Source organism: Streptomyces sp. SID9727, from assembly GCF_010550605.1.
Lineage (GTDB): Bacteria > Actinomycetota > Actinomycetes > Streptomycetales > Streptomycetaceae > Streptomyces.
Window position 1 is genome coordinate 1 of record NZ_JAAGNI010000172.1, and the last position, 12,525, is coordinate 12,525.

Annotated in this window: 10 protein-coding genes and 1 pseudogene; 7 read left to right on the plus strand and 4 right to left on the minus strand. The window is 72.6% G+C overall.

Going from position 1 to position 12,525, the window contains the following annotated elements; all coding sequences use genetic code 11:
* Both G3I41_RS11460 and G3I41_RS11465 read right to left on the minus strand, forming a co-directional pair.
* Positions 1–311 (minus strand): annotated as a pseudogene (locus G3I41_RS11460) (DNA helicase RecD); the annotation flags it as partial.
* On the minus strand, positions 308–1,291 hold the full coding sequence (locus tag G3I41_RS11465) for an aldo/keto reductase (protein ID WP_164400098.1): 984 nt from the start codon (positions 1,289–1,291) through the stop codon (positions 308–310). The gene G3I41_RS11465 and the pseudogene G3I41_RS11460, both read right to left, overlap by 4 nt.
* A 142-nt stretch (positions 1,292–1,433) precedes the next feature.
* On the opposite strand from G3I41_RS11465, the gene G3I41_RS11470 reads away from it, so the two are divergent.
* Positions 1,434–2,483 carry an LLM class F420-dependent oxidoreductase gene (locus G3I41_RS11470; protein ID WP_164400099.1) on the plus strand — a complete coding sequence of 350 codons (1,050 nt, stop codon included), beginning with the start codon at positions 1,434–1,436 and terminating at the stop codon, positions 2,481–2,483.
* A gap of 229 nt (positions 2,484–2,712) precedes the next feature.
* On the plus strand, positions 2,713–3,501 hold the full coding sequence (locus G3I41_RS11475; protein WP_164400100.1) for a ferritin-like domain-containing protein: 789 nt from the start codon (positions 2,713–2,715) through the stop codon (positions 3,499–3,501).
* A gap of 14 nt (positions 3,502–3,515) precedes the next feature.
* On the opposite strand, the gene corA is transcribed toward G3I41_RS11475, so the two are convergent.
* A complete protein-coding gene (gene corA, locus G3I41_RS11480) occupies positions 3,516–4,511 on the minus strand; it encodes a magnesium/cobalt transporter CorA (protein WP_164400101.1) in 996 nt (331 codons plus the stop codon).
* A 74-nt stretch (positions 4,512–4,585) separates the two neighbouring features.
* On the opposite strand from corA, the gene G3I41_RS11485 reads away from it, so the two are divergent.
* The 5 genes from G3I41_RS11485 to G3I41_RS11505 all read left to right on the plus strand — a co-directional run bounded on the left by G3I41_RS11485 (position 4,586) and on the right by G3I41_RS11505 (position 11,283).
* Positions 4,586–5,284 carry a histidine phosphatase family protein gene (locus tag G3I41_RS11485; protein WP_164400102.1) on the plus strand — a complete coding sequence of 233 codons (699 nt, stop codon included), beginning with the start codon at positions 4,586–4,588 and terminating at the stop codon, positions 5,282–5,284.
* A gap of 93 nt (positions 5,285–5,377) precedes the next feature.
* A complete protein-coding gene (locus G3I41_RS11490; protein ID WP_164400103.1) occupies positions 5,378–5,968 on the plus strand; it encodes a DUF3090 domain-containing protein in 591 nt (196 codons plus the stop codon).
* Entirely contained in the window at positions 5,932–6,771 is an 840-nt protein-coding gene (locus tag G3I41_RS11495; RefSeq protein ID WP_164400104.1) for an SCO1664 family protein, read from the plus strand. Before G3I41_RS11490 ends, G3I41_RS11495 begins: the two co-directional genes overlap by 37 nt.
* A gap of 110 nt (positions 6,772–6,881) precedes the next feature.
* Positions 6,882–8,111 carry a cysteine--1-D-myo-inosityl 2-amino-2-deoxy-alpha-D-glucopyranoside ligase gene (gene mshC, locus G3I41_RS11500; RefSeq protein ID WP_164400105.1) on the plus strand — a complete coding sequence of 410 codons (1,230 nt, stop codon included), beginning with the start codon at positions 6,882–6,884 and terminating at the stop codon, positions 8,109–8,111.
* Between the two features lie 121 nt (positions 8,112–8,232).
* Positions 8,233–11,283, plus strand: coding sequence for an NPCBM/NEW2 domain-containing protein (locus G3I41_RS11505; protein ID WP_164400106.1), 3,051 nt, complete (start codon positions 8,233–8,235; stop codon positions 11,281–11,283).
* A gap of 60 nt (positions 11,284–11,343) precedes the next feature.
* Here the strand turns inward: G3I41_RS11505 and G3I41_RS11510 are convergent, their stop codons facing one another.
* On the minus strand, positions 11,344–12,438 hold the full coding sequence (locus tag G3I41_RS11510) for a PAC2 family protein (protein WP_164400107.1): 1,095 nt from the start codon (positions 12,436–12,438) through the stop codon (positions 11,344–11,346).
* Between the last annotated feature and the right edge of the window lie 87 nt (positions 12,439–12,525).

Here is a 12,525-nt window from a genome sequence, read left to right on the forward strand (position 1 = left end):
TTCTGCCCGCTCTCCACGGCGCGGACGGCCGCCAGCAGATCGGCCGCGGTCCCGCTCAGCTTCCCCCCGGCCTCGATGGGCCCGTCCTTCTCGGCCTTCCGCTTCTCGATCCGCTCCCGCAGCTCCCGCTGAGCGGCGATCTCGGCCTCGGCCTCGGACACCGCGGGGGCACCTTCGGCGCCGACCTCGTCGCCGGTGCCCGCCGGGGCGTCCTCGGCGGCGGGGGTGCCGCCCGGGTCCGTCGCGTCGGCGGCGGCCGGGTCGGCGGCGGTGTCGGCGCCGGGGGACTCCCCCCGGGGTAGCGCGGTCACAGCGTGCTCCAGTCCTGGTCGGGATAGCGGTGCACGGGCGCCGACACATCGTCCAGCGCCTGGCAGATCTCGTCAGGAAGACTAAGCGCCTCCACTGACAACGCCTCCGTCAGCTGCTGCGCGTTGCGCGCGCCGACGATCGGGGCCGCCACCCCGGGCCGGTCCCGGACCCAGGCCAGCGCGACCTGTACGGGCGTGGTGGCCAGCCCGTCGGCGGCGGTCGACACCGCGTCCACGACGCGGCTCGCCGCATCGTCCAGGTACGGCTCCACGAAGGGGGCCAGCAGCTCGGACGCGCCGCGCGAGCCGGCCGGTGTCCCCGTGCGGTACTTGCCGGTCAGCACGCCCCGGCCCAGGGGCGACGAGGGCAGCAGGCCGACGCCGAGGTCGAGCGCGGCGGGCAGCACCTCGCGCTCCACGCCGCGCTGGAGCAGCGAGTACTCCATCTGCGTCGCGGCGAGCCGGGTCCGTGCCCCGGGCGCGGCGAGCTGCCAGGTCGCGGCCTTCGCGAGCTGCCAGCCGCAGAAGCCGGACACCCCGGCGTACCGGGCGCGCCCGGAGGTCACCGCGAGGTCCAGTGCCTGGAGCGTCTCCTCCAGCGGGGTCTCCGGGTCGAACGCGTGGAGCTGCCACAGGTCCACGTAGTCCGTGCCGAGCCGGCTCAGCGAGGCGTCGAGGGCCGCCAGCAGGTGCCCGCGCGAGGCGTCGACCCTGCGGTACGGGTCGGCGACGCTGCCCGCCTTGGTCGCGATGACCAGGTCGCGCCTGGGCACCAGGCCGTCCACGAGCCGCCCGAGCAGGTACTCGGCCTCGCCGCCGCCGTACACGTCGGCCGTGTCGACCAGCGTGCCGCCCGCCTCCCAGAACACCTTCAGCTGCTCGGCAGCGTCGTGCTCGTCGGTGTCCCGGCCCCAGGTGAGGGTGCCGAGCCCGATCCTGGACACACGAAGGCCGGTGCGGCCCAGATGCCTCTGCTCCATGGGCGCTGAGATTACTGGTCACGGGCGCACGCGACGCAGGGCTGTGGACGACCGGCGCGTGGGGCCGCCCCCTGCCGGACCGGCCTCCCGCGCGCTAGAGTCCGGAACTCAGGGACGTTACTGATCGGTAAGGGGTTCGGCTATGCGGCTCGGCATCAATCTCGGCTACTGGGGCGCGGGGATGGACGGCGACAACCTCGCCGTCGCGCAGGAGGCCGACCGGCTCGGCTACGACGTCTGCTGGGCGGCCGAGGCGTACGGCTCCGACGCGCCGACCGTGCTGGCCTGGGTGGCCGCCCAGACGGAGTCCATCGACGTCGGCTCGGCCATCCTCCAGATCCCCGCGCGCCAGCCCGCGATGGCGGCCATGACGGCGGCGACCCTCGACTCGCTGTCCGGCGGCCGGTTCCGTCTCGGCCTCGGCGTGTCGGGCCCGCAGGTCTCCGAGGGCTGGTACGGCGTCAAGTTCGACAAGCCGCTGGCCCGCACCCGTGAGTACGTCGACATCGTCCGCAAGGCGATGACCCGCGAGCGGCTTTCGTACGAGGGGGAGCACTGGACGCTCCCGCTGCCGGACGGCCCCGGCAAGCCGCTCAAGCTGACCGTGCACCCGCAGCGCGAGCACATTCCGCTCTACATCGCCGCGATCGGCCCGAAGAACCTGGAGCAGACCGGCGAGATCGCCGACGGCGCCCTGCTGATCTTCCCGTCGGCCGAGCACCTGGAGGAGACCGCGGTCAGCCATCTGCGGGCCGGCCGGGAGAAGGCCGGGAAGACGATGGAGGGCTTCGACGTCTGCCCGACCGTGCCGCTCGCCGTCGGCGACGACATCCCCGGCCTCGCGGACATGTTCCGCCCGTACACCGCGCTGTACGTCGGCGGCATGGGCAGCGCGAAGCAGAACTTCTACAACCGGCTCGCCCAGCGCATGGGGTACGAGAAGGAGGCCGCCGAGATCCAGGAGAAGTACCTCTCCGGCGACAAGAGCGGCGCGGCGGCCGCCGTACCGCACCAGCTGATCGACCAGACCACGCTGCTCGGCTCCGTGGACCGCATCGCCGAGCGCATGCAGGCGTACGCGGAGGTGGGGGTCACGACGCTGACCCTCGCGCCGGCCGGCTTCACGCTCGACGAGCGGATCACCGCCCTCCGGGCCGGCACGGACGCCCTGGAACGGGCCGGGCTCGCCTAAGGGCTGTCCCGCAGAAGCTCTGCGGCCGTGGTGGGGGCTCGGGGGGTCCTCCCCGCCACGGCCGTCACGGGGAACAACGCGCCCGGTGCGGCGGGGTTACGGGTCCATGCGGAAACGGTTCGCCCGCCCCGGCGTCACCCGTCCGGCCCAGCCGCCGCCCGCTCCTGTTGCCCGCCCCCGCCCGGCGCCGTTGACTGGCGCTCGGCGACGCCGCACGGAGGTGGCAGTGATGCTCTCGGCAAAGAACCTGTTCCAGGAGATCCTCGACAACGACGACTCGTTCCGGCTGTTCTGCTCCATCGCGGCCAGCGGGGAGTCGCAGGGCGGCTGGGAGAACGGCCGCATCGCGGCCCTCGTCCCCGCGAGCCAGCGCCCGCTGGCCCCCAAGATCGCCCGGCACGGCGCCGACGAGGACAAGCACGGCAGGATCTTCAACGCCCTGCTCAAGAAGCGCGGCCTGCATCCCGCGCCCGTCCCCCCGGACACCGACTACACGATGCTCCTGGAGCGCCACGGCATCGGACTCGCGCACGAGCAGCTGCGCCGCGACGAGCCCCTGACCGAGCGCGACATCATCACGTATCTGGCCCACAGCCGGGTCACCGAGCAGCGCGCGTCCGAGCAGATGCGGCTGCTGAACAGGCATTTCGCGGACCACCCCGAGCTCGGCCGGGCGGTCCGGATGATCTCCGCCGACGAGGACAACCACCTCGCGTACTGCCACGAGGAGCTGCTGCGCTTCGCGCGGACCGGGCACGGCCGCACGATCCAGCGCATCCTGCGCGAGTGCGCGCTCGCCGAGATCCGGATCTACCGCGACGTCAGCCTCGCCGTCATGGATCACATGGGCCGGGTGCTCGGCTGGTCCCGGGCGAAGGCCGGGGTGCTCGCCGCGGGCATCCACGCCATGTACGCGTACGAACGCCTCGGCGGCTGGCGGCGCATGGTCAGCCTGGCACCGCCCGCCCGGCGCGACGCCCTCGGCGGACCCGCGACGCCCGCGGCCGAGTACGCCTGAGACCCGGGGGCGCGCTACAGCCAGCCGCGCCGCTTGAACTGGCGGTACAGGCCCACGACCGCGCCCGCCATCAGCAGCAGCACCAACGGGTAGGAGCCGACCCACCGCAGCTCCGGCATGTGCTCGAAGTTCATGCCGTAGATCCCCGCGACCATCGTCGGCACCGCGGCCATCGCCGCCCAGGCCGAGATCTTGCGCATGTCGTCGTTCTGCCGCACCCCCATCTGCGCGAGATGCGCGGACAGGATGTCGGACAGCAGCCGGTCGAGCCCCTCCACCTGCTCGTTCGCCCGGGTCAGGTGGTCCTGTACGTCCCGGAAGAACGGCTGCGCGTGCTTCTGGACGAACGGCACCCCGGCGCTCGCCAGCCGGGCCATCGGCGCGGACAGCGGGACCGTCGCCCGGCGGAACTCCAGCACCTGGCGCTTGAAGGTGTAGATGCGGGCCGCGGTGTTCTTGGAGTCGTCCGTACCGCTCGGTGCGAAGACCTGCGTCTCCAGCTCCTCCAGGTCGACCTGGAGCTCGCCCGCCACGTCTATGTAGTGGTCCACGATCGCGTCGCTCACCGCGTACAGGACCGCCGTCGGCCCGTGCTTCAGCACTTCCCGGTCGGCCTCCAGGCGACGGCGTACGGCCGCGAGCGGCGCGCCCTCGCCGTGCCGCACGGTCACGACGAACGAGTCGCCCATGAACACCATCAGCTCGTGCGTGGTGACCGTGTCGCTGTCGTGGTCGTACAGGACCGGCTTGATCACCGCGAACAGCGAGTCGTCGTACACCTCCAGCTTCGGCCGCTGGTGGGCGGAGAGGGCGTCCTCCACGGCCAGCGGATGCAGGCCGAACTCGTTGCTGACGAGGTCGAACTCCTTCTCCGTCGGTTCGTGCAGGCCGATCCAGAGGAACGCGTCGCCGGACTCCCGCGCCTGGGCGAGCGCGTCGGAGAAGTCGGCGGGGCCCTCGGTCCGGCGTCCGTCGCGGTAGATGGCGCAGTCGACAATCACGGCGCGCATTCTTCCCTGCTTCGGGCCCGGTATGCACCATTGGCCCCGCCGGGAGACCGGGCCGCGCCCGTACGCTGGACGCCATGCCCACCCTGATCCTCGTACGCCACGGACGCTCGACCGCCAACACGGCGGCGGTGCTCGCGGGCCGGACCCCCGGCGTCGCCCTCGACGAGCGCGGCGCCGCACAGGCCGCCGCGCTCCCCGGACGACTGGCCGCACTGCCGCTCGCCGCCGCCGTCAGCAGCCCCCTGCAACGCTGCCGGGAGACCCTGGAACCCCTGCTGGCCGCCCGCCCGGACCTGCCGCTGCACGTGGAGGACCGGATCAGCGAGTGCGACTACGGCGACTGGTCGGGCCGCAAGCTCGCCGAACTCACCGACGAACCGCTGATGACCGTGGTCCAGCAGCACCCCTCCGCCGCCGCGTTCCCCGGCGGCGAGTCGATGCGCGCGATGCAGGCCCGCGCCGTCGACGCCGTACGGGAGTGGAACGCGCGGATCGAGGCGGAGCACGGCGAGAACGCCGTCTACGTCATGTGCTCGCACGGCGACATCATCAAGTCCCTGGTCGCCGACGCGCTCGGCATGCACCTGGACCTGTTCCAGCGCCTCCACGCCGACCCGTGCTCGGTCACCGCGATCCGCTACACGAGGCTCCGCCCCTATCTGCTGCGCCTCGGCGACACGGGCGACCTCGCCGGACTCGCGCCCGGCGAACCGGTTCCGGACGCCGCCGCCGGGCAGGACGCGACGGTAGGGGGCGGCGCTGGGGCGCCGTGATCGCCGCGCGCAGTAGGGTGGACGCGCCGTAGAACGCTTTCCGAGGCTCCGGCCCACCCTCATCTGCCCGTCGACTCTCAAGGGAGACAGGACGTGTCCCGTCAGGTGTTCCTCTACGACCCCCCGGACCGTTTCGTGGCCGGCACGGTCGGGCTGCCTGGACGCCGTACGTTCTTCCTCCAGGCATCCTCAGGCGGACGTGTCACCAGCGTGGCCCTGGAGAAGACCCAGGTCGCCGCACTCGCCGAGCGCGTGGACGAACTGCTCGACGAGGTCGTACGCCGCACCAGCGGGAACTCCCCGGTGCCCGCCGTCGCCCCGATGGACGTCACGGACACCGCGCCGCTCGACGTCCCCGTCGAGGAGGAGTTCCGCGTCGGCACCATGGCGCTCGCCTGGGACGGCGAGGAGCAGCGCATGATCGTCGAGGCGCAGGCCCTGGTCGAGCTGGACGCCGAATCCGTCGAGGACCTGGCCGAGGCCGAGGAGCGGCTGCTCCAGGACGAGGAGAACGGCCCGCCGATGCTCCGCGTCCGGCTCACCGGCGCCCAGGCCCGCGCCTTCGCCAAGCGCGCCCTGGACGTGGTGAACGCCGGCCGCCCGCCCTGCCCGCTGTGCAGCCTGCCGCTCGACCCGGAAGGACACGTATGCCCGCGCCAGAACGGATACCGCCGGGGCGCCTGACCGACGCGGAGCAGGTCGCCCTGCTGACCGAGGGCACCCTCACCGTCCTCGGGCAGGTCCGCGGCGCGTCCAACGCGGTGCTGTACTGCTCCGTCGCCCACGGGGGCGAGGAGGCGTACTGCGTGTACAAGCCCGTGGCCGGCGAGCAGCCGCTCTGGGACTTCCCCGACGGCACCCTCGCCCAGCGCGAGGTGGCCGCCTACGAGGTCTCCGAGGCCATGGGCTGGGGCCTGGTCCCGCCGACCGTGCTGCGGGACGGGCCGTACGGCCGGGGCATGTGCCAGCTGTGGATCGAGGCCGAGGAACCGGGCGAGGACGAGCCGGGGCTGCTCGCGCTCGTCGAGGACGAGGAGCCCGGCGAGGGCTGGAAGGCCGTCGCGTTCGCCGAGGTGGGGGAGGGGAGGACCGCGCTGCTCGTGCACGCGGACGACCCCCGGCTGCGGCGGCTCGCCGTCCTGGACGCCGTCATCAACAACGGCGACCGCAAGGGCGGCCACCTGCTGCCCGCGCCCGGCGGCCGGCTCTACGGCATCGACCACGGGGTGACCTTCAACGCCGACGACAAGCTGCGCACCCTGCTCTGGGGCTGGGCGGGCGAACCCCTGACCCCGGAAGCCGCCGAGGTCCTGGACCGGCTGGCCGCGGAGCTGGAGCCGGGGGCCCCGCTGGTCACCCGGCTGGCCGAACTCATCACGCCGGCCGAGATCGAGGCCCTGCGGGCCCGCGTGGCCGGCCTGCGCACGACCGGGCTGCACCGGGAGCCCAGCGGCGAGTGGCCCGCCATCCCCTGGCCGCCCGTCTGACACCCGGCCCGCCCCGATGCACGCCGGACGCGGCGGCGCAAGGGTGCCTCTTCGGTCAGGATCACCCCTCCGGTTCGTATCCGGAAGCCGCATCCGGTTACGCTCGTGGCATGCATGCCTGGCCCGCTTCTGAGGTCCCCGCCCTGCCCGGCAAGGGCCGCGACCTTCGGATCCACGACACCGCGACCGGCGGACGGATCACCCTTGACCCCGGTCCCGTCGCCCGCATCTACGTCTGCGGCATCACGCCGTACGACGCGACCCACATGGGTCATGCGGCGACCTACAACGCGTTCGACCTCGTGCAGCGCGTGTGGCTCGACACCAAGCGGCAGGTTCACTACGTCCAGAACGTGACGGACGTGGACGACCCGCTGCTGGAGCGGGCCGTACGCGACGGACAGGACTGGACCGAGCTCGCGGAGCGCGAGACGGCCCTGTTCCGGGAGGACATGACCGCGCTCCGGATGCTCCCGCCGCGCCACTACATCGGAGCCGTCGAGGCGATACCCGGCATCGTGCCGCTCGTGGAACGGCTCCGCGACGCGGGCGCCGCCTACGAGCTCGACGGCGACATCTACTTCTCCGTCGACACCGACCCGCACTTCGGCGGGGTCTCGAACCTCGACGCCGAGGCGATGCGCCTGCTCTCCGCCGAACGCGGCGGCGACCCGGAGCGCCCCGGCAAGAAGAACCCGCTCGACCCCATGCTCTGGATGGCCGCCCGCGAGGGCGAGCCGAGCTGGGACGGCGGCTCGCTCGGCGCCGGCCGGCCCGGCTGGCACATCGAGTGCGTGGCCATCGCCCTCGACCACCTCGGCATGGGCTTCGACGTCCAGGGCGGCGGCTCCGACCTCGCCTTCCCGCACCACGAGATGGGCGCCTCGCACGCCCAGGTGCTGACCGGCGAGCACCCCTTCGCCCAGGCGTACGTGCACGCCGGGATGGTCGCCCTGGACGGCGAGAAGATGTCCAAGTCCAAGGGCAACCTCGTCTTCGTCTCCGCGCTGCGCCGCGACGGCGTGGACCCGGCCGCCATCCGCCTGGCGCTGCTCGCCCACCACTACCGCTCCGACTGGGAGTGGACGGACCAGGTGCTCGCCGACGCCGTGGCCCGGCTCGACCGCTGGCGCGCCGCCGTCTCCCGGCCCGACGGGCTGTCCGCCGACGCCCTGGTCGAGGAGGTCCGCGCGGCCCTCGCCGACGACCTGGACGCCCCGGCGGCGCTGGCCGCCGTCGACCGCTGGGCCGAGCGGCAGACCGCCGAGGGCGGTACGGACGAGGGGGCGCCCGGTCTCGTCTCCCGTACCGTGGACGCCCTCCTCGGTGTGGCCCTGTAGGTTTCTTCGCAACTCTCCGTCGCAGCAGCCGACTTCACCGGCCCCGGACTTCTTCACGAAGTTCGGGGCCGGTTCCGTTTTGTCCATGGTCAAATGCTTGGTGCTGCGCTAAAAGCGCTCTATGCAATCATCAGCGCGCATCAGATCGGCGGTAGTTGCAGCGATGCTGGGACTCCTCGCCGTACTCACCGGACCGGGGGCGGCCCGGGCCGCCGACACGGCGGAGCCCGCCTCCACGACGGTCGGTGATCTCACCGGCTTCGCGGCCGACGGGGCCGTGTACCGCCTGACGGCGGGGGCGGCGAAGGTCCGGGTCGGTTTCGTCTCGGAGGAGACCTTCCGTATCGAACTCGCCCCCGACGGCACCTTCGAGGACCCGGCCGGCGACGCCATCGTGCTCCCGCAGGGCACCCCGCCCCGCACCCGCTGGAAGGAGCGCGGCGACCGCTACGAGCTGTCCACCCGGAGCGTCACCCTCCGTGTCTACAAGTCGCCTTTGCGGTTCGCCCTGTACCGGGCCGACGGCAGCCGGGTGTGGTCCGAGACGAAGGGGCTGAGCTGGGACGCCGAACAGACCACCCAGACCCTCGCCCGAGGCGCCGACGAGCAGTTCTACGGCGCCGGCATGCAGAACGGGCGGGGCAACACCTCGCACCGGGGCAAGACCGTCGAGGTGGGCGTCGACTACGACTGGGACGACGGCGGCCACCCCAACTCGGTGCCGTTCTACCTCTCCTCGGCCGGTTACGGCGTCTTCCGCAACACCTTCGCGCCCGGCACCTACGCCTTCGGCGACCCGGTGACCACCAGCGAGAAGGAGCGGCGTTTCGACGCGTACTACTTCGCCGGTGACAGCGCCAAGGACGTCATCGGCCAGTACACGAAGCTCACCGGCAAGCCCTTCCTGCCGCCCGTCTACGGCATGGAGATCGGCGACGCCGACTGCTACCTGCACAACGCCAACCGGGGCGAACGGCACACCCTGGACGCGCTGAAGGTCGCCGACGGCTACCTCGACAACGACATGCCCAACGGCTGGATGCTCGTCAACGACGGCTACGGCTGCGGCTACGAGAACCTCGCCGAGACCGCCAAGGGCCTCCAGGACCGGGGCATGCAGGCCGGCCTCTGGACCGAGGACGGCATCGACAAGCTGGGCGACCAGGTGAAGGCCGGACAGCGCGTCGCCAAACTGGACGTCGCCTGGGTCGGCGCGGGCTACAAGTTCGCCCTCGACGGCTGCAAGGACGCCTACGCGGGCATCGAGGCCAACAGCGACGCGCGCGGCTTCACCTACGCCCCCGAGAGCTGGGCCGGCGCGCAGCGCTGCGGGGTCCAGTGGTCCGGCGACCAGTACGGCACCTGGGACTACATCCGCTGGCAGATCCCGACCTACGCGGGCGCCACGATGTCCGGCCTCGCCTACACCACGGGCGACGTCGACGGCATCTTCGGCGGCAGCGCCAAGACGTACACCCGCGACCTCCAGTGGAAGATGTTCCTGGGGACCACGATGACCATGGACGGCTGGGCGGCCAGCGACAAGCAGCCCTTCCGCTACGGCGAGCCGTACACCTCCGTCAACCGCGACTACCTCAAGCTCAAGGAGTCGCTGCTGCCCTACCAGTACTCCTACGCCCACGAGGCGACGAAGACCGGCGTCGGGATGGTCCGCCCGCTGGCCCTGGAGTTCCCGGACGACCCGAAGGCCGCGACCGACGCCGCGAAGTACGAGTTCATGTCGGGCGAGGACTTCCTCGTCGCCCCGGTCTACGAGGACAGCACCGAGCGCGACGGCATCTACCTGCCGGAGGGCACCTGGACCGACTACTGGACCGGGCGCACCTACGAGGGCCCCGCCACCCTCGACGACTACAGCGCCCCGCTGGACACTCTGCCGCTGTTCGTGAAGGCCGGGGCGAGCGTGCCGATGTGGCCGGGCATCCGCTCGTACACCGACCGCACCGCCGACTCCCCGCTCGCCTGGGACGTCTACCCGCAGGGCCGCTCCTCGTTCACGCTGTACGAGGACGACGGCGTGACCCGCGAGCACCGCGACGGCGCGTACGCCACCCAGACCGCCGACGTCCGCGCACCCGCCCGGGGCTCGGGCGACGTGACCGTGGACATCGGCGCGAGCAAGGGGGAGTTCAGGGGCAAGCAGAGCAGCCGCCCGTACGAGTTCACCGTGCACACCGGTTCCGAGCCGAGCGCGGTCCAGCTGACGGGCGAGCTGCCCCGGCTCACCTCGGCCGCCGCGTACGCGAAGGCGGAGCAGGGCTGGTTCTACGACCGGGACGACCGGGGCGGTGTGGTGAGGATCAAGACCGCGCCGCTGCCCACGGACCGGAAGTTCTCCGTGAAGCTCAAGCACACCAGCGCCGTCGGCGGCCGGAACGCCGCCGCCACGGCCACCGTCACCGCCCCGCGCGGCCAGGAGACCGGCGCGGGCGCCCCGGGCACTGTCGCCGTCGACATCACCGCCGGCCGGGCGGACGTCACGGACGCGACGCTCACCCTCGACGTCCCCGAGGGCTGGCAGGCCGCCCCCGCCGCGTCCGTCGAGCGGATACCGGCGGGCACCACCCGCCGCGTCGAGGTACGGGTCACCCCGGCGAAGGACGCGCAGGCGGGCGAGGCGCGGCTGACCGCCCTGGCGCGCTACCGGTCCGCGGGTGAGTCCCGGACCGCCGCGGAACGCCTCGCGGTCACCGTCATGCCGGCGCCGCCCAGCGGTGAGACCTGGGCGAGCGACATGGTGTGGCTGAAGGCGGCCAACGGCTACGGCCCCGCCGAACGCGACCGCAGCAACGGCGAGTCGGGCGCCACCGACGGACACGCGCTGACGCTGGCCGGGAAGACGTACGAGAAGGGGATCGGCACCCACGCCGACTCCGACATCGAGGTCTACCTCGGCGGACAGTGCTCCCGGTTCACGGCGGACGCCGGAATCGACGACGAGATCAACGGGTACGGCGAGGTCGCCTTCTCCGTGGAGGCGGACGGCAAGGTGCTGTGGACCTCGCCGAAGGTGACCGGGGCGTCGGAGACCGTACCCGTCGATGTGGGGCTCGACGGGGCGCGGCATGTCCACCTGAGGGTCACGGACACGAACGGGTCCAAGACCGGCGACCACGGCGACTGGGGCGCGGCGCGCTTCAGCTGTTCCTGAATGGCCGTCACACAGCGGAGGAGCCGGGCGGGTTCGCACCCGCCCGGCTCCCTGCCGGGCTCAGTCCTGCGACGGAGGGCCGTCGTCCGGCGCGTCGCCGTCCGGACGGTGGCCGGCCGGGCCGCTGTCGTCCGTACGGTCGTCGTCCGCGCGGTCGCCGGGCCCGTCGGCCGGCGGCCTTGCGGGCCCCGGCTGTCCCGGACCGGCCTCCGGCCGGATCGGCTTGGGCGGTCTCGTCCGGCCGCTCGACGTGTCCCGGAGGTACGTCGCGTCACCGCTCTCCGTGGCGTGCCCGCCGGGCGGCTGGCCCGGGCCCGGGTCGCGGCGCCGCAGATAGCGTTCGAACTCGCGGGCGATCGCCTCGCCGCTCGCCTCGGGCAGCTCTGCGGTGTCCCGGGCCTCCTCCAGTGTCTGCACGTACTCGGCCACCTCGCTGTCCTCGGCGGCCAGCTGGTCGACGCCGACCTGCCAGGCGCGCGCGTCCTCCGGCAGCTCGCCGAGCGGGATGCGCAGTCCGATCAGGTCCTCCAGGCGGTTCAGCAGGGCCAGCGTCGCCTTGGGGTTGGGCGGCTGCGACACGTAGTGCGGCACCGCCGCCCACAGGCTCACCGCGGGCACCCCGGCGTGCGTGCACGCCTCCTGGAGGATGCCGACGATGCCGGTCGGGCCCTCGTACCTGGTCTCCTCCAGGTCCATGGTGCGGGCCAGGTCCGGGTCGGACGTCACCCCGCTGACCGGGACCGGTCGGGTGTGCGGGGTGTCGCCGAGCAGCGCGCCCAGCACCACCACCATCTCGACGCCCAGTTCGTGCGCGAACCCCAGGAGCTCGTTGCAGAACGAGCGCCAGCGCATGGACGGTTCGATGCCCCGGACGAGGACCAGGTCCCGGGGCTTGTCCCCGCCGACGCGGACCACGGAGAGCCGGGTCGTCGGCCAGGTGATCTTGCGTACCCCGTTGTCCAGCCACACCGTCGGGCGGTTGACCTGGAAGTCGTAGTAGTCCTCGGCGTCCAGCGCCGCGAACACCTCGCCCTTCCACTCCCGGTCCAGGTGCGCGACCGCTGTGGAGGCGGCGTCACCCGCGTCGTTCCACCCCTCGAACGCGGCCACCATGACCGGGTCGATCAGCTCGGGAACGCCCTCGAGCTCGATCACCCCAGCCTCCTTCCGAAGTTCCCTTGCGTACGGGACAACCTTACGGCCTGCGGCCTCCCGTACCGCAGCCCCCGTGCACGGCCGGGT